This is a genomic window from Brevibacterium sp. RIT 803 (assembly GCF_016892625.1).
In the GTDB taxonomy this organism is placed as follows: domain Bacteria; phylum Actinomycetota; class Actinomycetes; order Actinomycetales; family Brevibacteriaceae; genus Brevibacterium.
This window is the reverse complement of sequence record NZ_JAFEMW010000005.1, coordinates 23426-45307: the sequence shown is the minus strand read 5'-3', so window position 1 is coordinate 45307 and position 21882 is coordinate 23426. Positions and strand designations below refer to the sequence as shown.

The window sequence follows — 21882 nt, the reverse complement described above, 5'->3', positions numbered from 1 at the left end:
CGATATCCATGGTGAGGGCGATGAAGCGCAAGGTCAGCATGATCGTGTTGGCGGCAGGCAGCGGCAGCCGGATGGGTGCGCCCAAGGCGCTGCTGCGACTGCGTTCGGGGACCTCGGTGCTCGAACACCATGTGCACACGATGGCTGCGGCGCATGCTTGGGGCGAGGTGCAGCAGTCCGAGGACTCGCTGGAGATCATCGTGGTTCTCGGGGCGTCTGCCGATGTGGCGAGACCCCTGGTGCCGGCCAAAGCACGTGTGGTCGAGAACCCTGACTTCGCCTCGGGGATGGGGTCATCGCTGCAGGTGGGCTTGCGGGCAGTCGCCGCCGATGCCGAAGCGGCCATCGTGACCTTGGTCGACCTACCCGAGACTCCTGTCGAGGCCTACCGTCGATTGGTTGAGCACTCCGGCACCGAGGTTTTGGCGCGCTGCACGTGGAACACGGCACTCGGGCACCCTGTGATGATCGGCAGGGACCTGATCTCGGAAGCGATCGCGGCCTGTCACGAGGATAGAGGGGCGAGGAGTCTGTTCAGAGAACGGTCGTGTCAGGTCCTCGACATCGAGTGCGGAGATCTGTTGGCGCCTGGAGTCACGGGGAACAGGGATGTCGACACTCCGGCAGATGCACAAGCACAAGGATTGGTTCTGCCCACCACCGGAATGAGTGATCATGCCTGAATACACCGGCGCCATCGACCTGGCGAAGGCCCTGGGAGACGTGGGGTACATGGCCGACGATTCCCTTGCCACCGCAAGCTTCCTCGCGGGAGCACTCGACAAGCCGCTCTTGTGCGAAGGAGCGCCCGGAGTGGGCAAGACCAGCCTGGCCAAGGCGCTGGCCGAAGTCCACGGCACCGAACTGATCCGTCTGCAGTGCTACGAGGGGCTCGACGCGACCCATGCACTCTACGACTGGGACTTCGCCAAACAGATTCTCCACGTCCGGACCATCGAAGCAGCGGCGAAGGCATCGGCTCAACGGCTCGATGCCACACGCCTCGACGATGAACTCCACAGCCTGCCATTTCTGCTCAGACGACCTATCCTCCAGGCGATCGAAAGTTCACGAAACGAAGGAGCTGATGCTCAACCTCGGCGTCCTGTGCTGCTCATCGATGAGATCGACCGTGCCGGCGACGAATTCGATGCTCTCCTGCTTGAGGTCCTTTCGGATTGGTCTGTGACAGTTCCCGAGCTGGGCACCATTCACACGCCGACCCCGCCCTTGGTGATCCTGACCTCCAACCGCACGCGTGAACTTCACGACGCGCTCAAACGCCGCTGCGTCTACCACTGGTTCTCACAACCTGATGCCCAGACGGAGGAGAGAATACTCGCTCATCATGTCCCAGCTTCTTCCCAAGCGCTGCGAGCCGCCGTGGTTCGAGCTGCGACTCGTCTGCGGGCGCAGACCCTGATCAAACCTCCGGGGACCTCGGAGACCATCGACTGGATCCGCGCGCTCGCGGCGCTGGGAATCAGTGAACTCGATGAGGCGGCCGTGCGGTCGACGATTTCCGCAGTTCTCAAAGATGCCGATGATCTCAGCGATCTGAGTCCGAACAGTCTGGTCGACCAGTGATGAGCGACCTGCCCGCCGAGCTGATGCGCTTCGGCTCACGTCTGCGCCGACATGGACTGCCTGCCGGTGCAGACAGGATCCGGACTCTGGCCGGCGCACTCGCCCTCATCGACCCGCTGGACCCAACCCAGGTTCGTGCTGCCTCGCGGTCATTGATCTGCACGGAGCAGAAACATATTCCGATCCACGATGCCCTCTTCAACCAGCATTTCGGTCTCACCGGGCGACACCGAGCGGCACCGAGCCCTCACGAGGTGTTGATCCCGACTCCGGAGCCCAGCGAAGAGTCGAGTGACTCGGCGAAATGGGATCACGTCGAAGACCAGACAATGGCGCTCCAAGCCGCTGCCAGCCGGCTCGAGGTCCTGCGCACCACCGACCTCGGCAACGGAGAACATGCGGCGGAGGCGGTACGTCTGATCGATGGCCTGTCTTTTCACAACCCACGTCGCAGTGCGTATGCAGACAGGCGCAGCAGTTTCGGAAGAATCGATGCGAACCAGATCGTGAAGACCCTGATTCGGCAGGAAGAACTCTCTCGTCTGCCGCGGTCAACCCGCCGAGAACGCGATCGAGATGCCACGATCATCGTCGATGTCTCAGCCTCAATGAAGCAATGGCTGCCGGCACTCATCCGATTCCTGGCTCGAGCCACGCCAAGACTCAAGGCACGAAGCTTCACTCTGGGAACTCGTCTGACTCGAGTCGACCATCACTTCTGTGCACCGTTGAATGACCGTGAATTGCTGGCGGCGCAGGAGATGATTCCCGACCTGGCCGGCGGGACCCGCCTCGGAGAAGGACTGCTCACCCTGCTCAACGGGGGACATCGAGAGGCGATCCGCGGATCGGTGCTCGTCCTCATCAGCGATGGCTGGGAACAGGGCGACTGCTCCGAACTGCGCCGCGCGTGCGCACGGCTGAGGAGACTGAGCCACCGATTCATCTGGGTGAATCCTCGTGCGGGGCGTGCCGGCTTCACTCCGGAGGTGCGAGGTATGCGGATCGCGGAGGAATATGCGCAGGTGATGCTTCCCGCCACCACAGTTGACGGGTGGCAGGCAGTGGCAGAGAACATCGCTTCCAGCGTGAGACGGGATACGGCGAGGCAGAGCCGGGATGGAACGAGCAAGGATGGAATGAGCCGACATCCGGATCCGGCAAGCCTGGGCCAGAGCGCAGTGAAGGAGACGATGACGAATGGCTGAGCTGGAACAGACACTGCTGAATTGGCTGCAGGCCGGCCGCCGGTTCTCAGTTGCCATCGTCGTCGAAACCTGGGCATCGGCACCCCGCCCGGCCGGATCGATGATGGCGGTGGCCTCCGATGGTCAGACGGTCGGCAGCCTGTCCGGGGGGTGCGTCGAATCCGCCGTCCACGAACTCGCTCTCGAGGTACTGGCCACAGGTCAGGCCAAGTTGTCGCACTACGGCACCAGCGACGACGAGGCCTACGCTGTGGGCCTTGCCTGCGGCGGGCAGATCGAGGCGCTGGTGATCCCCGTCGTCGATGAGGCAAGGAGGGTGCCGCTGGCTGCCTATATGCGTGCGCTTGAGGAATCTCGACCGGCTGCGCTCGCCCTGGAACTCCCGGTGATCCGTGAGACTTCAGCCGACGAGGTGTTCGGCCGGGCGGCCGAAGACTCCGGCGCGTCCGAGGGCATCGGTGGCACGGGCCGCATGTTGTTCATCGAACCCGCAGAGGGTGCGGCCGGCGTGCCCTCTTCTGCCGGCCGAGATAGTGCGGCCGCCGAGGCTGGAGCTGAGTGGCGCACGAGCGGAACTCTCGGGCACCCGCGACTCGATGAGCACGTCACCACCGATGCGGGTGCGATGATCGCCCAAGGCCGATCGGGAGTGCGCGAATACGACTCAACTGGAATGCGCCTCGGCGCGGGAACACGGATCTTCGTCACCACCTCGGATCCGCCTCCGCGTCTCATCATCTTCGGGGCGATCGACTATGCGGCGGCCTTGTCTCAGCTCGGGAAGTTCCTCGGCTATCAGGTGACGGTGTGCGATGCGCGACCGATCTTCGCAACTCCGGAGAGGTTCCCCGATGCCGATGAGGTCATCGTCTCGTGGCCGCATCGATACTTGGCTGAAGAGGTCCGGGCCGGGCGAATCGAAGGATCCACGGTCATCGCGGTGCTCACCCACGATTTGAAGTTCGACGTTCCAGTGCTCCTCGAAGCGGCACGGTCTGTGGCCGGATACATCGGTGCGTTGGGAAGTCGTCGCACCCACAGGCTGCGAGTCGAGGCTATGTCACTGGCGGGGGCGAGCGCTGCAGAGATCGACCGAATCCATGGTCCGATCGGCCTCGATCTCGGCGCCCGTTCGCCGGAGGCCACTGCAGTGTCCATCTTCGCCGAGGTGCTGCTTGAGTTCGCCCAAGGCAGCGGCCTTTCGCTGCGGAGGACATCCGGACCCATTCACTCTTAGCCACCGGACCCAGCGAATGCTCTCTGGGTCCGGTGACCGAGGTTGAAGCGAATTACTGTCCGAGCGACTCGAGACCATTGGTGAAGCAGTCCATCGGAGGGTTGACGAGTCCGGCACCCACCTGGCCGACACCGGCTATGCGACCGGCCATGCCCGTGTTGATCTGCGGAAGCACCTTCGTTCGCAGCACCTTGACCAGGTCGATTCCGCTGGGAACTCCGCGGAATTCGAGGATCGGAATCTGGTTGATCGGGTGCTCACCAGCGGTGATCTCGTACATTCTCCGCGTCGTCTCCACAGCGAAGGCCACATCGCCACCGACGAGACGCACCACTGCCGGAGCCGCGGCCATGGCCAGTCCTCCGATGCCGGCGGTCTCGGTGATCGCCGAGTCACCGATGTCGGGATTGGCGTCTTCTGGACCGAAGTCGCCCAGGTACAGTCCCTCAGCGATCTGGGCCGGTCCGGTGAACCATTCGTCGCCGGTACCAGAAAGTTGGATGCCGAAATCGGTGCCGTTGCGGGCCATGGTCACGACCAGTGAGGATCCGGGAATGCCCTTCGCCGCTGCCATCGCCAGTTTGCAGGTCGGCATGACCAGGTTGAGCGCGAAGTAGTCGTTGGCGCCCAGGAAACTGCACACCTCGGCGAGGTCATCGGTTGCGAAGTCCAGTGCCAGCAGATCCGGCATCAGATCTCGGAGGAACAGCAGTGTCGCGGTGCGATTGCGATTGTGGCCTTCATCGCCGGATGCCAACATCTGCGAAACATAGTACTTCGTGTCGATGGGTCCGTGTGCGGCGACCGCCTGTGCGAGCACGGGGCCCAAGATGTCGCGCATCCAGCGCAGGCGGTCAAGCACCTCGTCGTTGTTCGCACCGTACCGCAGCACCTTGCCCAAGCCCTCGTTGAGGGAGCAGTAGGCGCGATTGCCGTACACAGGGTCGATGAGTTCGAACATCCACATCGACGGGCTGATCACTCCGGCCATCGGCCCGACAGCATCCTTCGAATGACACGGCGCCATGCTGAATCGTCCATCGGCGAGCCCGGCTTCAGCCTCTTCGAGGGTGTCGGTCAGCCCTTCGAAGACCACAGCGCCGGCCAATGCTCCGCGCATGGGCCCCGAGGCGCGTTCGAAATCCAGGGGCGGTCCCGAATGCAGGAACTCGTTGTCGGCAAGGCCCAGACACTCACGGGCCGGTCGTAGGCCGACGAGCTGGGCGCCGGCCTTGAGCATGGCCTCCAACGCTTGGGCATTGGCGGTCAGTCGACGAGGGTCGCTCATCACGGAGAACAGCCGGCTCGCATCACCGACGGGTGGCTGCCACGGTACTTCGACGACGGGAACGGCCTGGGCGCGCAGCGCATCGGCGAAGAGTGACAGGCCGACACTGACGACTTTCGGCTCGGCCGAGAGCAGCTCGCCCAGCTTCGTCGCCGACGCATCACTCGCCGACACATCGCTCGTCGCTGCAGAGTTCGCTGCCGCCTTCGTGTTCGCTGGTGCCCCGTGGGTAGAGGGGCCCGGCCGTACGGGAGCGTTGTCGCTCTCGGGCTGGTTGAGTGGGGCGATGAGGGAGACCGCCCGCCGCGTCGCCTGAGCATTTGAGACGTAGACCTCAGCGCCGGCCCCAACGAGCGATCCGACCGTGGCGGAGAAATCCTGAGGATCAGACTGGGTGCCGATGAGGCTGACGATGACCGGCAACTCCCGACCGGCCTGTGCTGCGGCCAAGCGAGCTGCGGAAATGGCTTCAGCGAGACCTTCCGCTGGAGCCGCGTGGGCCCCATGACCGAGGACCAGATCGAGGAGGAGGACCCCGGCGCTGCCTCCCGCCTCGGCGATGGCCCCGAGACGGAGGCTGGGGTCGATCATCGGGTGGGCGCGGCCCTGAGTCATCCCATCGTCACCGAAGTCGATGACCGTGTGCGCGGACGTGGGCAGTTCGGCGCCAGTCATCTTCTCAGCCCCGCCGAGGGGGATGTTCGAGGTGATAGGTCCCAGGGTTTCGGCCGCGATGAGCATGGCTTCATCGGCCATGGTGCCCCCGCAGAACAGTCCCACCAGAGGTCCCTGCTGCAGGTCCTCTGAGGTGCCGGTCGTTCCCCAGGAGGGCCAGGTGGGGACGGTGAAGCCGCACCTGTCCAGGGCAGCTTCGACGCTTGCTGTGAGATCGGTGCGCTCGGGACCGAGCACAGCCCAGCTGACATCGATGCCCAGATCAGCTGCCAACACCTCTATCTCTGCGACCACCTCGGCGTCGGCGGGCTTCGATACGATGATGACATGATCGGTGTCTTCGTCGCCGGCCAGAGCCTTGAGTGCCTGTTTGGCACTGAGTCCGCCGACCTCGCGTGCCAGATCGCGTCCGCCGGTGCCGATCAGCTGGGAGATCCCTGCCCCCGCGGCATCGAGCAGGGTCGAGACCTGCTGCGCGCCAGTGCCCGAAGCGGCGACAATCCCGATTCGACCCGGCCTCACCTCGTTGGCGAAACCGAGCCCGGCCCCGGCGACGATGGCCGTCCCGCAGTCGGGCCCCATGACGATGAGCCCCGCCTCGGCGGCTCTGTGCTTGAGTGCGACCTCGGTGTCGACATCGACGTTGTCGCTGAAGAGCAGCACCGAGTTGCCCGCATCCAGAGCGGCAATGGTCTCGATGCCTGCATAGTCGCCGGGCACGGAGACCACGACCAGGGTGGAGCTGGTGCGCTCGACCGCTGACTCGACAGTCAGGGGAGACTGTTCCGCTCCCGTTGGCCCGAGCGAGCGTGCGGCGGTGTCGGCAATGCGGGTGAAGGCTTCATCGACAGCGGCGAGACCGGACGTGAGCGCAGCTTCGTCGCTGCCGCTGATCGCGATGACCAGATCGTTGGGGGCAGTCGAATCGGGAATGTCGAAACCGGCATCGCGCATGAGCCCGACATTGAGCTCGGTGCCCATGCCGATGAGTGCCGCGTCTACACCTTCGGTGGCCTTGACCTGCGCAGAGACCTGCATGAGAGCTACGGAGTCGTAGTAGAGGCCTGACCTGATATCAAGAGTCGTCGGCATGGATGGTTCCTTCCAGTGGTGAAGCGAGAGTGAGCTCGGGAGGTGTGAGTACCGCGAGGAATCCGGTCAGGAGATCATGGCCGGAGTGATGACCGATCCGACTGATGTTCGCGAACACTTCATCGAGACCGTGAGCTTCGTCGAACGAGTGAAGCGGCGGTGTGGTGCGGTGGCCGTTGCCGGAGATCTTCTCGGCGCGGATCAGTCGGGCGATGTCGGCGACGGCGCGCTCGATCTCCGGAATGCAGTAGCCATCGAGTGCGGCACGCAGAAGTGAGGCGGAGACGGCTGTGGTTCGCTCTTCGAGAGCAAGGCCGACCAGACTGCTGGCCAGCAGCGAGTGCTGGCACGAGCTGAACTCTGACTGCGATGTCCAGCGCAAGGCAAGGGCGATTCCGCACAGTGCGTCATCACCGGATGGGGTGCTTCCGGGACCGTAACCCAGGAGGGCGCGGGCGAAGGAGTCGACGTCCTCAGCAGCACCGGATTTCAGGGCCCGGACGAGATTGACCGACCGGAGGGCAAGATCGTTGAGACCCGGGTTCAGGCGATCTTGGACTGAGGCGACCACCCCGAGCGAACATCGTCGAGGACCGCTGAGATCCGGGGGCTCGATTCGGCTGGGACGCCATGTTCTCACGGCTGCGCACCTGAGATTCGCAGCTTCGATCTGTTCCACTCTCGGGTGGGCCGGTGCCGTCGAGAAAGTGACGGTGGCAGGCATCCCGGGCCGGAGCCCGCCGAGGTGGTCCGCAGTCAGCTGGGGTACCTGAAGTCCCGTGGGCAGTTGCAGGGCATCCGGGCCCATCACGGGAAGCACTTGTGTCCCGCGCCGGTGTGCATCGACTCCGAGGTAGAAGCCAGTCGGAAACAGTCCGATGACCGTTGCGTCAACGGTCATCTCTGATGAGGTCACCTCGGGTGAGCTCGAGAGAATCGACTCCAGCGCGGTGACGTCGTCGTGGTCCAGCAACGGCAGGGGCGAAGCCGCTGCCGGAAGAGTGCGTGACATGGACCTCATTTCGACAGGTTATCGTGACCTGCTATCGTCAATGCATGTCAAATAGTGCCAAGGATGGCCTAGATGTGCATCAAAATTTGCCAGTCGATGAGGGTGCCTCCATTTCAGCCTGCCTGTCCGTACGTGACGTGCTCGGATTGCCGAGTATGCGCAGCGGCGAGATCGTTGCGGGGGAACAGGGGCTTGATCGGCTGGTCGAACTGACCAATGTGATGGAAGTCCCTGACATCATTCCCTGGGTGAAGCCCCGCGAACTGCTCCTCACCACCGCCTATCCGCTGCGGGACCGGCCCGAGGAGATCGCCCAGCTCCTGACGACCCTTGAGGGCAGCGGCGTGTCCGCCGTCTGCATCAAGCCGGGACGATATCTCACCGAGATTCCCGACGCTGCTCTCGCGGAAGCCAACCGGCTCGGTTTGCCGATCATCCACCTCGGTGACGGTGTCGGGTTCGACGAGATCATGCATGAAGTGCTGTCGAGCAACCTTGATCGCCGGGCCGAACTGATCCGGAAGACGGAGCAGACGATGCGGGAGCTCGTCGACGTCGTCATCAACGACGGTGACCTCAAAGACGTCTGTCAGATGGTGGCAGAACGGATTGGTGTGGCCGCCGCGGTCACCACATTGGACGGTCGGGTGCGCTGCCTGCGGCTTCATTCGATGTACACCGAGGCTCAATCAGCGTTTGACGAGGATCTGGTGAGCTTGGTCTGCTTCGACAAGTCTGGCCGTTTCCGAGTTGAGGACGAACCCGCGGGCCTGGAGCGCAGGGGCCGGACCCGCGCGGGCCGGACATCTGTGTGGGGCAACTGCACCATCGAAGGTGGAGACAAGACTCTGGGCCGCATCGTTGCCTTCGGCGAAGGCGCGCTCAAGGCTCCCGAGTTCCGGCTCATAGAACAGGCCGCCGCAGCTGCGGCGCTTGTCATCACCCGGGAGCAGGCGATCACTGCGGTCGAAAGCAAGTACCGCACAGACTTCGTCCTCGAGGTGCTGCGAGGCCATATTGCTTCCACAGACCGAGTGCTCTCCCATGCCGACTCGCTGGGTTGGGACCTGGCCCGACCCATCAATGTGGCAGTCGCCGAGGTGGATTCGGAGGCGGACCAGACGGATGCTGAGAACAAGCGGACGATGCAGTCCCTCTTCGCCGACGCCTGGACGAAAGTCGTGTCCCAGGACGATCCCGCGGCTGCGGTCGTCGGGTCAGGAGATCAGGTCATCCTGCTGCTCTCGGCAGAGAGTGCGGACAAGATCACAGCACGACTGAAGTCCTTCATCACGGATGTGCGCGGATACGGTGGGGGAGGCAGGAGGCAGTTCTCGGTCGGTATCTCACGTCCCGCGGCAGACGTGTCCGGCCTGGCGGCGGCCTATCAGGAGGCGATGCGCGCACTCGAGGTCGGACGCCAGTTGGAGCGTGGTCAGGGACTCAGCCACTACGACTCCCTCGGCGTCTACCGGCTGCTCCTTCAGGTGACGAAGAAGGACGAGCTGCGCAGCTTTGCGCGCGAGGTCCTCGGCCCACTGGCAGGAGACGACAAAGAAGAGTACGAAGGACTGCGCACCACGTTGCAGGCGCTGCTCGATCACAACCTCAATGTGGCCGAAACGGCGCGGTCGCTGTTCTTCCACTACAACACGCTGAGATACCGGATCACCAAGCTCGAACACATGCTCGGTCCGTTCACCGAGGATCCCAACCTCCGCCTCTCGCTGTCCTTGGCCTTGCAGATCGTGAAGCTTCCTTAGCAAAGACTGCCGACGAGCCATGGGTATATTTGGCAGGATCTGACGTGATGTGTGCCTCAGCATCCCAATAGAGTCGGGGTGTGAGTCGAGATGTTTCGTGACCGGCGGCTGCAGGAACACACGTGTCGAAATGTCTGCACCGGGCCTTTCTCAACGATGAGGAGAAACACATGTCGATGTTTTCATGGACGTTGCACGGGGATGGCAAGACTGTCGCCCCAGGCGAGTTCGTCAAACCCAACGAGCGTCTGACCTGGGGTCGAACGATCGGCCTTGGCGCTCAGCACGTGGTAGCCATGTTCGGGGCCACCTTCGTGTTCCCCATCATCATGGGGCTCAACCCCCAGCTGGCCGTCATGATGTCGGGATTCGGCACCATCATCTTCCTTCTCATCGTCAAGGGCAAGGTGCCCAGCTACGTCGGCACCTCCGCCGCATTCGTCGGAGGCGTCACCGCTGTCACCGCACAGGGCGGCACCCCCGCCGAGGTGACCGGTGCGATCATGATCTCTGGCGTCATCCTCGCTCTCGTCGGTGTGTTCATCCACTACATCGGGGCATCCGCGCTGACGAAGGTTCTCCCACCCGTCGTCACCGGCGGAGTGGTCATGCTCATCGGCTTCAACCTGGCCCCGGTCGTCGCGAACACCTACTGGCCCCAGGACCAGTGGGTCGCGGTCATCGTCATGGTCTTCATCGTCTTCCTCTCCGTCTGGGCGCGAGGATTCCTTGGTCGCATCGCAGTGTTCCTCGGCCTCATCCTCGGCTACGGAGTCTCCTGGCTCTTCGACAAGATGTTCGGTCAGATCACCTCGTTCAGCGCAGCAGCCGGGGAAGTGACCACGCACTTCCGCGTCGACTTCTCCGCCATCGAGTCAGCCGCGTGGATCGGGTTCCCGCCCATGACCGACACTGCTGCAGGTGTCGTCGGAGTTCACCTTCCTGTCTTCAACGCGGCAGCGATCGTCGTCATGCTGCCGGGCATCATCGCCCTTGTCGCCGAGAACGCCGGACACGTCAAAGCCGTCGAGGAGATGACCGGTGAGAAGCTCGACAAATACATGGGTCGCGCGGTCCTGGGCGACGGTGTCGCCACTGTCGTCGCCACCTCGGTCGGAGGCTCACCGACGACAACCTATGCTGAGAACATCGGAGTCATGGCGGCCACACGCGTCTACTCCACCGCTGCCTACTGGGTGGCTGCCCTTGTTGCCATCTGCTTCGGCTTCTCACCGAAGTTCGGCGCACTCATATCATCGGTTCCGGGCGGAGTCCTCGGCGGCATCACGGTGGTCCTCTACGGAATGATCGGCATGCTGGGTGCGAAGATCTGGATCGAGAACCGAGTCAACTTCGCCAACCCGCTCAACATCGTTCCGGTCGCGGCTGGACTGATCATCGCCATCGGTGACGTCAGCCTGGAGTTCACTGACGACTTCGTCCTCTCCGGAATTGCCCTGGGTACGATATCGATGCTGGTCATGTACCATGTTGCGCGTTGGCTGGCGCCGAAAGAACTGCTGGATGATCCGGCTGATGGTGCTGGGCTCAACATTGGAGGCGAAGGGCAGAGGGCCCGGGTCACCGCTGACCTCGAACAAGATCGCAAGCTTCGCAGAACGAAAGATGAGTGACTGAGACAATGAAGCCTTCTCCTCTGAGGATTCACCGTCCGAAGACCGTTGAGGACACCCTGGAGCTGCTTGCAGCGCATGCATCAGATGGAAAGATCATCGCCGGGGGACAGAGCCTGGTTCCGGTCCTCAATATGCGCCTGGCATCTCCGAAGAACCTCATCGACATCACTGCCGTCGAGGGGCTCGACGGACTGACAGCAACGGAGACGGAGATCACGGTCGGTGCGCTCGTGAGTCACCGACGACTCGAGCGCGACCCGGGTGCCGCCTGCGCGAATCCGGTTCTCGGTGAAGCGCTCGGACACGTCGCTCACCCGGCGATAAGGAACCGGGGAACCACAGTCGGCTCGATTGCCCATGCCGACCCGAACGGTGAGATGCCGATGATTCTGGCGCTGACGGGTGGCCGCGTGAAGGTCAGGAGTCTGACCGGTACCCGCACACTCACCGCAGACGAACTCAACGTCGGTCCCTTGGAGACCAGTCTGGAACCCGAGGAGCTCATCACCGAGGCGAGCTTCCCCTCCCTGCAGCCAGGACAGAGGGCCGGATTCGACGAACTGGCGCGCCGCAGCGGTGACTACGGGCTGGCCGGGGTCGGACTGATCATGTCGACCGACAACACTGACTTTGCCAGCACTTCCGACCGAGCAGACTATGTCGACAATGTCGACCCTGCCAGTTCCGGGGCTGCAGGCACAGCGGCCACGATCACAGGGCTGAAGGCGGGATTCGTGTCAGTCACGGACACCCCGGACATCATTGAACTCGACGACGTCGTCGCGGGCACCCCCGTGGATCGTGTGGATACGATCGTCGACGCTGTCGCCTCGGCGATCAAGGATTTCATTGACCCGGAGGGAGACATCCACGCCAGCGCCGATTATCGCCGGCATCTCACCGGAGTCCTCGCTGGACGCCTGCTCAAGCGATTGAGCAGGCCCAAGAACGCGCGTGGTGTGTCAGTCCTCAGCGGTGGACAGTGAGCAGCGACAGGCAAGGAGAAGGAAGCACGATGACCCAGATGAGCGCTGCTGAGGCAGCGGCCGAACCGAGATCGACCATCCGGTTGAGCGTCAACGGCAAAGACCATGTCCTCGATGTGCCGGATCGCAAACTTCTCTCCGACGTGCTGCGTCAGGATCTGGAACTGACCGGTACCCACGTCGGCTGCGAGCACGGGGTCTGCGGTGCCTGCACAGTGCAGCTTGACGGTGATCCGATCCGGTCCTGTCTGATCTTTGCCGCCAGCGCACAGAGTCATGAGGTCACCACCGTTGAAGGAATCGGAGACGATCCGGAGAACCCTGCCGACGTGCAGCAGGCCTTCATCGATTCCCATGGGCTGCAATGCGGCTTCTGCACTCCGGGCTTCATCACCACCATCGACGCCTTCGTGAACGAAAACCCGCACCCGAGCGAAGAAGAGGCTCGGGAGGCGATCTCCGGCAACCTCTGCCGGTGCACCGGCTACCAGAACATCGTCAAGGCAGTGCAGCGTACGGCCGAACTGCGTGGCGGCTGTGGCCAGGATTGCTGTGGCAAGGACGCCCCGGAGGTGTCTCAATGACCACGCGTATGTTCGGCCAGAAGATCAAACGTCGCGAAGATCCGCGACTGGTCACCGGTAATGGTCGATATCTTGATGATCTGGCCAACGGCAGCGTGGCCGCGGCCTTCGTGCGCAGCCCCCATGCCCACGCCGACATCGTCGATATCGACGTCACAGGTGCCATCGACGTCGAAGGCGTCATCGCTGTCTGGACCCACGAAGATCTGCCCGGTCAGGCAGCAGATCGCCTGCCCATGTTGATCCCCCACCCATCCATCGTGGCACCTCACACCGGTTTCGCCCTGGCCCAAGACCACGTGAACTTCGTCGGCGAACCGATCGTCATGGTCATCGCCCGCGACCGCTACATCGCTGAAGACGCGGCTGGGAGGATCGAGGTCGACTATGAGTTCCTCGACCCGATCGTCGGTGTCGAACAGTCACGTGAAGGGCAGCGAATCGTTCACGCCGGAATGGACGATAACGTGGCAGCCCACTACGTCCAAGAGGTCGGGGACGTTGCTTCGGGGTTGGACCGGGCCCCACATACTCTCGACCTTGACCTGGAGTTCGAGCGCAGCGCCTGCATGCCGATGGAAGGCAAAGGCGTCATCGCAGCCTGGAACCGGGAGGACGAAAGTCTCCAGGTCCATTCCTCAACCCAGACCAGCACCGGGTTGCGAGCTGCGTTGGCAGCGAGGCTGGAGATCCCCCTGACTCGCGTCGAAGTCATCACCCCCGATGTCGGCGGTGCCTTCGGAGTCAAGATCAACCACCCCTGGCCGGAAGAACTGGCCGTGGCGTGTGCCGCCAGGGCACTTGGAACGACGGTGAAATGGACCGAGGACCGGCGCGAACACTTCATTTCCTCGGCGCATGAGAGAGCACAGACTCAGAGTGTGAAAGTCGGGTTCGACGATGACGGTCGGATTCTCAGCCTGGATGTGAAGTTCTGGCACGACAACGGGGCCTACATTCCTTACGGCGTCATCGTCCCGCTCAACACGTCGACGCATGTCACGGGCCCCTACAACATCGCTAACTATCGAGTCGAATACTGGTCTCTGTACACCAACACTGTCATGGTCACTCCCTATCGAGGCGCCGGTCGCGCCCATGCGGTGTTCATGATGGAGCGCACCGTCGACGCCATCGCCGACGAACTTGGAATGGATCGCACACAGGTACGACTGAACAACTTCGTCCGCGAGTTCCCCCATCCGATGGGAGTGACCATGCAAGACGGTGCGGAAGGCTGTCTGGACTCGGGTGACTTCGTGACCTCCCTCGACAAGCTCAAAGCCCTCGTCGGTTGGGACGATTTCGAAGCCTATCGGGACCAGGCCAGAGCCGAGGGCCGCACAGTCGGTCTGGGGATCGGATGCTATGTGGAGAGCACCGGTGCCGGACCCTATGAAGGCGGTCATATCGAGGTCGAATCCTCTGGACGGGTGAACGTCTGGACTGGGCTGACAACCCACGGACAGGCGCATGCGACTGTATTCGCTCAGATCGTCGCCGATGCTCTCGGCGTGCCCATCGACACAGTGCATGTGGCGACAGGAGACACCCGCAAACTTCCGTACTCGGTCGGGACGTGGGGATCGCGAGGAGCCGTGATGGCAGGCAACGCCCTGCACCTGACGGCTCAGAAGGTCAAGGCCAAGGCATTGACGATTGCCGGTGAGTCTCTGGAGGCTGATCCGGAGGATCTGGAGATCATTGATGGGATCATCTCCGTCAAAGGCGACCCCAGTGCCGCCATGCCCTTGGCCGCGGTGTCGGTTCTGTCGAATCCCCTGCGATACGCGTTTGATGAGAGTGCCAAGGCCGCAACCCAGTTCGCCAAGGAGTCCAACGCAGAGGAACCCTCAGTGAAGCCGGGCGAGCAGCCGGGCCTGGAAGAGCAGGAGTTCTTCTCGCCGCTGCGGTCCACCGTGGCCAACGGCATGCATGCCGCGATCGTCGAAACCGATCCAGAGACTGCCGACATCACGATCCTTCGCTACTGCGTCGTCCACGACTGCGGGCCGATGATCAACCCGATGGTCGTCGAAGGACAGGTCCATGGCGGTGTCGCCCAAGGTGTGGGAGGAGCGCTCTACGAACGGATGGCCTACGACGAGGACGGGCAGCTGCTCAATGCTTCCTTCATGGACTTCCTGATGCCCTTCGCGTCTGAGATTCCCTATGTTGAGACCGATCATCTGGAGACTCCCAGCCCGCTCAACCCCCTGGGCATCAAAGGTGCAGGAGAGGCCGGAACAATTCCGACAGCCACGACAATCGCATCGGCCATCGAAGACGCCGAAGGCTTCCCCATCCGTGCCATGCCACTTGATCCTTCCACACTCTGGGAACTGCGGAATAAGCATGCGGCCGGTGAAGTACCTGGCCCGAAAGCCGGAGGCCTCGGATCTGCCGATTCTGCACCCCCATCCACTGCCGGACACAAGTAAGGACTGCGCCACATGCACATCTCTTCCGTCGCTCAGATGACTGCCGATCCTGACACCGCATATGCTGCGTTCCACGACCCCCGGATCCTCGCGGCCACCATTCCTGGAGTCGAAGGCTTCACTCCGGTAGACGACCACACCTATCACGTGATTCTGACCATGGGTGTGGCGGCGATCAAAGGCACTTACAAAGGCTCGGTGGCGTTCTCGCAAGAGCAGCCACCGACGTCGTTCGTCCTCACTGCCAAGGGTTCTGGCGGGCCGGGGACCATCGGTGCCGATATCACCGTGGCGCTGGCACCTGGCGAAGCCGGTGGTACCGAGGTCACCTGGGAAGCCGACGCCGTTCTGGGCGGAGCCATCGGCGGCGTCGGCCAGCGAATGCTGTCCGGCGTGGCAAAACGCATCGCCACAAAATTCTTCAAAGACATCGATCGGGCCATTCACGAAGGAGTCGAGGAGCCAGCCGTTACAGCCACAGCCGATGCCCCTGATGTCCTTGCAGTGCCCGCAGCATCGTCAGGTCTTGCAGCGGCTGCAGGTCCGGCAACGCCGGTGACTGAGCCTGCCGGGTCAGTGCTCGGGACGTCTGTGCGAGGCAGCGAGTTCTTGGCGGGTGCAGCCGTCGGCGCCGGTGCGGCCCTGCTCGGAGTCTGCGTCGGGCTGTTGGCCGGACGCCGCTAGTGTCGCTTGGTGCAGAATCGGACATCCGATGGATGTCCCTCGCTGAACTTGCGGATGCACTTGCGACTCGTCAACTGAGTTCTCGAGAACTTGTCGAGGCGCACCTCCTCCGCATTGACGAGATCAATCCTTTTGTCAACGCGGTGATCACAGTCGATGCAGACGGTGCGCTCGCCTCGGCGGCGGAGGTAGATGAGCTCAGAGCCCGAGGATCGGCCCTTCCTCTTTTGTCAGGCATCCCGATGACGCATAAGGACACTCACGAGACCGCTGGGATGCGGACGACATTCGGTTCCCCGATCTTTGCTGAGAACGTGCCGAACCGGGATGCCCTCATCGTGTCCAGACTGAAGTCGGCAGGCGTGATCAGCACAGGCAAAACCAATGTGCCTGAATTCGCGGCGGGCGCCCACACCACCAACCCCGTGTTCGGGACGACACGTAACCCTTATGACACCGCTCTGTCCGCCTCCGGTTCGTCCGGCGGCGCCGCGGCAGCGATCGCCTGCGGGGTCCAGGCAGCGGGAGACGGCTCGGATACGGGAGGGTCACTGCGTCTGCCAGCTGGATTCAACAATATTGTGGGCCTGCGCCCTTCCAACGGCTGGATACCGCATGTGTCTCCAGGCAACCCGTGGGAGTGGCTGAGCCAACCGGGATTCATGGCTCGCAGGGTTGCCGATATCGCCATGCTCATGGATCTCTGCAGCGGACCTGATCGCATGGGACCGGCTGCGCGCGTGGAGTCGGGAGGGTTCTCGACGCTGGATTCGGGGAAGGACTTGTCGGGATGGGCGATCGGATTCGCGCCGAATCTGGGTGGCCAGGTCGAGGTCGAAGACGAGGTAGCTGAGGTTGTCGGAGCAGCAGGTCCTGTGCTGGCCGGGTTGGGTGCCCGACTGAGTCACGAAGCCCCAGCACTCGACGATGCTGTCGAGGTGTTCCGCGTGGCCAGGGCCTACGAATTCGCTCAGAACTATGGGCAACTCGTTGGGGGCCATGCGCACGAGATGAAAAGTTCGCTCCGGGACAACATTCAAGCTGGGTTGAACTTGGGTGTGGAGGAGCTCTTCGCATTTGACGACGCTCGTGCTCGGCTGTGGGTGGCGATGCAGGACTATTTTTCGCGTCACGACGTGCTGGTGACGACCACAAGTCAGGTGGAACCTTTTGCAGCCGAACTCGACCATCCGGACAGCCTCTGTGGCCAACCGATCAGTGATTACATGGCGTGGGTCCACGCGACAAGCCTGATCTCAGCAACGGGATGCCCGGCGATCAGCGTGCCGGCTGGATTCTCCGCAACGGGGCTGCCGGTGGGACTGCAGATCATCGGCCCCGTCGGTGCCGATAAGCGAGTGCTCGAGGTGGCACAGGCCTTCGAGAACGTCACCAACCACGCTCGGACCCATCCGTCGCTCTGAGGTTTCAGCCTTCCGAACGTCACGAAGGCCCGATGCCTCCAGGCATCTCGACAATGGCCACTGCCTACAGGCCGATGGCCACGATTGGATCGGTGGTCGGCTGTTCCGACCCGCCCTTGGGTTCCACAGTGACGCCGAACAGGCTTCCTTTGGCGAAAGGCTCATCGGCGATGGTCACCGGTGCGTTCGTCATCAGCCCCACACTCTCCGGGCCCTCATCGCCGATCACCCACATCTGCAGGGATTTTCCTGCAGGAGAGACTTCGACGTCGCGAGGACTGAGGCGAATGAGCTGTTCCTTCTCGGACGAGGCCACAGTGACTGATCCGCCCTCGGGAAGCTCGGCAGTGCTGGTCTTCAGATCGCCGGCTTCCATGAGACGAGCCGAGTCGTCGAGCTGTTGCTGAGCAGCTGCCAGGTCGTCTTCCAGCTCGTTCTGCTTCTGCCAGGAACTCACTCCGACGCCGGCGGCGACGATGACAGCGGCAGCGGCTGCCGCCATCGGCACCCAGGCGCTGCGTTTCCGACGGCGCTCGGCCAGGTCTGCAGGCGGTGGCACGTCCGAGGCCGGCTGATCGTCTGCCTGCGATGCGGGTTGAGCCGGAGCGTTGAGTTGGGTCGGTACTGATGACTGAGCCTGCTGTTGTTCAGAACCAGCCTGTTCCAGGCTCGGTGGTTTCGCGGCGGCATCCTCTTGATCATGTGTGTTCGGGATGGCGAGAATTGCGTTCCAGGTGGCTGCACTGATGGGTTCAGAGGCATCTGTGGTTGAGGATTCAGATGCTCCTGCATCGGATTCGGCCATGAGCGCCATAGTGTCTTCATACTCGGCGACTTCGGAACGGAAATCAGCGTCGGTGTCTGCGAGAGCCTGCGCCTCGGCAAGCTCAGCTTCGCTGAGTCCGCCCAGAGCCAGCCCGGCAGCCAGATAGTCGCGATCGGCACTCATCGGCTTACCTCCAACTCTTCTCGCAGCTTTTTCATTCCGTCTCTGATTCGTGACTTGATGGTGCCGAGGGGCACCTTGAGATTCTCCGAAATCTCAGCGTGGGTCAGGCCTTGGTAGAAGGCCATGACGATGGGTTGTGCTTGGTCCGGGGGAAGTATCTTCAGCGCTGTGACGGTTCTTTCCGACTCGGATCTGTCGATGACCGTCTGTTCGACCTGCTCGCCCTCTCCCGCCGACGATCTCAGGCCGTCGGCGTAGTCGCGATCCTGTTGGGCCTGAACACTGCGGACACAGTCGATGGCTCTCCGACGAGCCAGCGTGATCAGCCATGCCCTGCCCGTCCCGCGTTGTGGGTCGAATCCTGAGCACCGGGTCCACACTTCGGCGAAGCATTCCTGGAGCACCTCCTCAGCAAGCGACTGACTTCTCACAATCCGCAGGATCACGGCCATGAGTATGCGCGATTGCGCCACGAAGAGTTCTTCGAAAGCGGACCTGTCACCGGCTGCGATCCGCAGCAGCTGGGCGCTGCTCGGGTCTGCTGCTGTGGCGACGGTGCCCTCTGACGCTCGGGCATCATATCCCGGGGGTCCATGGCCTGGAGCCGTAGGATCATCTGAACTCATTGTCCAATCATGTCATTCGATCGGCTTCTGTTCGTCGGTTGTCCACGCATCGTATGAAAAAGGTGGTGGCCAAGGGCCGATCCGAGCTGTCGAAATCGGTCCTTGGCCACTGCCTCGTCAAACTCTGGTGTCACTGAGAGGGCATCATCACACTGTCGACCATGTACACGGTGGCATTCGAGGTGGCCACGCCACCACAGACCAGACCGGCATCGTCGAACTTGAGGTCGTCTCCTTCACCGGAAATGGTCACCTTCGAACCTTCGACGGTCTCGTGCTCACCGGCGATCTCGTCGGGCGCCAGCTTTCCTGGGATGACGTGATAGGTGAGAACCTTGGTCAGCATGTCCGAATCCTTGGCCAGCGCATCCAAGTCGTCCTTGGGGACGTCGCCGAAGGCATCATCGGTGGGTGCGATGACGGTGAACTCGTCTCCGTTGAGAGTGTCGACGAGGTCGACGTCGGGATTGAGCTTGCCCGAAACGGCCTTGGTCAGGGTCTTGAGCATCGGGTTGTTCGATGCCGCTGTGGCGACAGGATCCTGTGCCATACCTTCGACCGATCCTCCGCCCTTGGGATTGGCCTCGGCGTAGGCAGCACAGTCCGGTCCGACGAGATCCCCGCCGGCCATGGCGTCGTCGCCTGACTCTTCCGATGCCGCAGGGCTTTCTGCGGTGTCACTGGACTTGGTCTCGGTATCACCTGACTCGGAGTCGGAGCCCATGTCCGAGCAGCCGCTCAGAGCCATAAGACCGATTGCGCCGGCGGCCAGGATGGTGGTGGTGCGAGTGCGAAGCAGCGTTTTCATCGTTCTTCTCCTAATTGAGGTCATGCATCAACGGTGGTGCGTATCAGCGCACAGCTTTGAAGTTGCCTTCATTGCTCGCTGTGTACCTGGTATTCGCAGCCCGTCTGGTTCTGGATGGGTGATTTTCAAAGATTCTTTGGACTTCTTTTCCCGGAGCCCTCTGCAAAATCCTCGGACCCGCGCAGATCGGCCCCAGGCTCCGCCTGAATGGGGAGTCTGGGGCCGTAACGGTGTAGTTCGGTGCGTGACTGAGGGTCGCTCTACTCGACACTGAACTGGATGTGGTGGTGACCGGTCGCGGAGTTGGGAATGGACTTCCTGCGCTTCGGGGTCTGGACGTTTCCGTCCTGATCGATCGCACGGACCGTGACGGTGTGCAATCCGGAATCGACGTCGCTGAAACCCGTCTTCCACTGGCGCCAGGTATCGATGGTGACCTCATCGCCGAGTTCTGCCGAGGTCCATTCCCCATCGTCGAGTTTCACATCGACTCGCTTGATGCCGCTGCGCTGCGCCCATGCCGTGCCAGCGACGGACACATCACCGGCAGGCACCTTGGCCAACGGCTTCGGCACTTCGACCCTCGACGCGACGAGGATGGGCGCCTTGGCATCCCACCCCCGATCAGTCCAATAGGCCGTCTTCTCATCGAAACGAGTGACTTCGAGTTCGGTGACCCACTTTGTCGCCGAGACGAAACCGTAGAGTCCGGGAACGACGAGGCGGGCGGGGAAGCCGTGTTCGGGAGGAAGCGGACTGCCGTTCATTCCAACCGCCAGCAGGGAGTCCCGGTCATCGGTGAGGGCTTCGATCGGCGTCGAGGCCGAAAACCCGTCGATGGAATGGGAAAGGACCATGTCTGCGTCCCTGTTCGGGTTCGCCCGTCGCAGCAGCTCACGCACGGGATAGCCCAACCAGGTGGCATTGCCGACCAGGTCACCACCGACGGGGTTGGAGACACAGGTGAGCGTGATGTGGTGTTCGTCGAGAGGAAGGCCGAGCAGATCGTCCATCGTCAGAGTCACTTCGGTCTCGACCATGCCGTGGATTCTCAGCGACCATTCCTGTGGGTCGATGACCGGGGGCGCCAGTGCCGTGTCGATGCGATAGAAGTCTTTGGGGTCCGTGAGAAAGGGCGCAAGACCCTTGACATCGGGATGCGCCGAGGTGGGAATCGGAGGGGCTGTCGTCGCCGGCTTCGGGAGCACCAGTTTGGCCACCGCGGCTCCCGCATCCAGAGTCAATGCGGCCACGGTCTGTCCGGCCGCCATCGCAGCGGCACCCGCGGTCCCGATGATGCCGGTGATGATGAAGAAACGGCGACGAGATGGCTCTGCTGCTGGAGCCGTCCCTGTCTCAGTGCGGCTCGTTCCAAAGCTCATCAGGAGTCGGAAGACGGCCAAGCCAAGGGCGAGCCCGATAAGCGTCGGGATGATGTCGACGACACTGGACTCGGGGCGGATGAGAATGACGATGATGGGAACAAGCCCGGCCACACACAGCAGCGCCGTGGCCAGACGGAGCCGTTGAGAAGCCAGCCATCCGATGAGCCCTCCGAGCACCAGCGCGCCGAGACCTGTGGTGAGAATGAGGAAGAGCTTGTCATTGGTGCCGAAGAGGTCGATGACGGGTTTGACGAGGCCAGTCGGTGCCAGCGGAATGATCGTCTGCCCCAATGCCAGCAGGGGTGCCGCCGGTGGACCGAACGCGCGGGCGATCAAGTCGGCGGCACCGAACAGGACAAGGGTGGCGACGGTCCCAGCGAGGGCGGCGCGAAATGGTCTTCTCATGTACAGATATTCGGAGCGGGCGACGATCCGGATGGACGATCAGGGTGCGAAGATTCGTTCCTGTGCCGCGCCTCATTCACGAAATTGTCAG

At 62.6% G+C, this 21882-nt stretch carries 17 protein-coding genes; 11 read left to right on the top strand and 6 right to left on the bottom strand.

Going from position 1 to position 21882, the window contains the following annotated elements; translation table 11 throughout:
- Positions 1 to 8 precede the first annotated feature (8 nt).
- From JTF07_RS15835 to JTF07_RS15820, 4 genes are read left to right on the top strand one after another with little or no spacing between them, the layout of a single operon-like run.
- Complete coding sequence (locus tag JTF07_RS15835) at positions 9 to 683, top strand: nucleotidyltransferase family protein (RefSeq protein WP_204235199.1); 675 nt, start codon at positions 9 to 11, stop codon at positions 681 to 683.
- On the top strand, positions 676 to 1587 hold the full coding sequence (locus tag JTF07_RS15830) for an AAA family ATPase (protein WP_204235198.1): 912 nt from the start codon (positions 676 to 678) through the stop codon (positions 1585 to 1587). Before JTF07_RS15835 ends, JTF07_RS15830 begins: the two co-directional genes overlap by 8 nt.
- Positions 1587 to 2795: a VWA domain-containing protein gene (locus tag JTF07_RS15825; protein WP_204235197.1), complete on the top strand. Its 1209-nt coding sequence runs from the start codon at positions 1587 to 1589 to the stop codon at positions 2793 to 2795. The genes JTF07_RS15830 and JTF07_RS15825 overlap by 1 nt, the downstream gene beginning before the upstream one ends.
- Positions 2788 to 4032 (top strand): XdhC family protein, encoded by a 1245-nt coding sequence (locus JTF07_RS15820; protein ID WP_204235196.1) that lies wholly within the window; start codon positions 2788 to 2790, stop codon positions 4030 to 4032. The genes JTF07_RS15825 and JTF07_RS15820 overlap by 8 nt, the downstream gene beginning before the upstream one ends.
- A gap of 52 nt (positions 4033 to 4084) precedes the next feature.
- Here the strand turns inward: JTF07_RS15820 and JTF07_RS15815 are convergent, their stop codons facing one another.
- Both JTF07_RS15815 and JTF07_RS15810 read right to left on the bottom strand, forming a co-directional pair.
- Positions 4085 to 7087, bottom strand: coding sequence for a bifunctional FdrA/YlbE family protein (locus tag JTF07_RS15815; protein WP_204235195.1), 3003 nt, complete (start codon positions 7085 to 7087; stop codon positions 4085 to 4087).
- The gene (locus tag JTF07_RS15810; RefSeq protein WP_204235194.1) at positions 7071 to 8099 is read right to left on the bottom strand and encodes an oxamate carbamoyltransferase subunit AllH family protein; all 1029 of its coding nucleotides are present in this window, start codon (positions 8097 to 8099) and stop codon (positions 7071 to 7073) included. The genes JTF07_RS15815 and JTF07_RS15810 overlap by 17 nt, the downstream gene beginning before the upstream one ends.
- 74 nt (positions 8100 to 8173) lie before the next feature.
- Between JTF07_RS15810 and JTF07_RS15805 the strand changes: the two genes are divergently transcribed.
- From JTF07_RS15805 to JTF07_RS15775, 7 genes are all read left to right on the top strand, one after another.
- Positions 8174 to 9862, top strand: coding sequence for a PucR family transcriptional regulator (locus JTF07_RS15805; protein ID WP_204235193.1), 1689 nt, complete (start codon positions 8174 to 8176; stop codon positions 9860 to 9862).
- Positions 9863 to 10032: 170 nt separating this feature from the next.
- The gene (locus JTF07_RS15800; protein ID WP_204235192.1) at positions 10033 to 11496 is read left to right on the top strand and encodes a uracil-xanthine permease family protein; all 1464 of its coding nucleotides are present in this window, start codon (positions 10033 to 10035) and stop codon (positions 11494 to 11496) included.
- Between the two features lie 8 nt (positions 11497 to 11504).
- The gene (locus JTF07_RS15795; RefSeq protein WP_204235191.1) at positions 11505 to 12485 is read left to right on the top strand and encodes an FAD binding domain-containing protein; all 981 of its coding nucleotides are present in this window, start codon (positions 11505 to 11507) and stop codon (positions 12483 to 12485) included.
- Positions 12486 to 12514: 29 nt separating this feature from the next.
- The gene (locus tag JTF07_RS15790; RefSeq protein WP_252199868.1) at positions 12515 to 13069 is read left to right on the top strand and encodes a (2Fe-2S)-binding protein; all 555 of its coding nucleotides are present in this window, start codon (positions 12515 to 12517) and stop codon (positions 13067 to 13069) included.
- On the top strand, positions 13066 to 15510 hold the full coding sequence (gene cutA, locus JTF07_RS15785) for an aerobic carbon-monoxide dehydrogenase large subunit (RefSeq protein WP_204235190.1): 2445 nt from the start codon (positions 13066 to 13068) through the stop codon (positions 15508 to 15510). Before JTF07_RS15790 ends, cutA begins: the two co-directional genes overlap by 4 nt.
- Positions 15511 to 15522: 12 nt before the next feature.
- Positions 15523 to 16194, top strand: coding sequence for an SRPBCC family protein (locus JTF07_RS15780; protein ID WP_204235189.1), 672 nt, complete (start codon positions 15523 to 15525; stop codon positions 16192 to 16194).
- A gap of 32 nt (positions 16195 to 16226) precedes the next feature.
- Complete coding sequence (locus tag JTF07_RS15775) at positions 16227 to 17618, top strand: amidase (RefSeq protein ID WP_204235188.1); 1392 nt, start codon at positions 16227 to 16229, stop codon at positions 17616 to 17618.
- Between the two features lie 64 nt (positions 17619 to 17682).
- On the opposite strand, the gene JTF07_RS15770 is transcribed toward JTF07_RS15775, so the two are convergent.
- The 4 genes from JTF07_RS15770 to JTF07_RS15755 form a co-directional block, all read right to left on the bottom strand.
- Entirely contained in the window at positions 17683 to 18567 is an 885-nt protein-coding gene (locus tag JTF07_RS15770; RefSeq protein ID WP_204235187.1) for an anti-sigma factor, read from the bottom strand.
- The gene (locus JTF07_RS15765) at positions 18564 to 19193 is read right to left on the bottom strand and encodes a sigma-70 family RNA polymerase sigma factor (protein WP_204235186.1); all 630 of its coding nucleotides are present in this window, start codon (positions 19191 to 19193) and stop codon (positions 18564 to 18566) included. The genes JTF07_RS15770 and JTF07_RS15765 overlap by 4 nt, the downstream gene beginning before the upstream one ends.
- A gap of 130 nt (positions 19194 to 19323) precedes the next feature.
- Positions 19324 to 20001, bottom strand: coding sequence for a fasciclin domain-containing protein (locus JTF07_RS15760; RefSeq protein WP_252199867.1), 678 nt, complete (start codon positions 19999 to 20001; stop codon positions 19324 to 19326).
- A 260-nt stretch (positions 20002 to 20261) separates the two neighbouring features.
- The gene (locus JTF07_RS15755) at positions 20262 to 21791 is read right to left on the bottom strand and encodes a molybdopterin-dependent oxidoreductase (protein WP_204235185.1); all 1530 of its coding nucleotides are present in this window, start codon (positions 21789 to 21791) and stop codon (positions 20262 to 20264) included.
- Between the last annotated feature and the right edge of the window lie 91 nt (positions 21792 to 21882).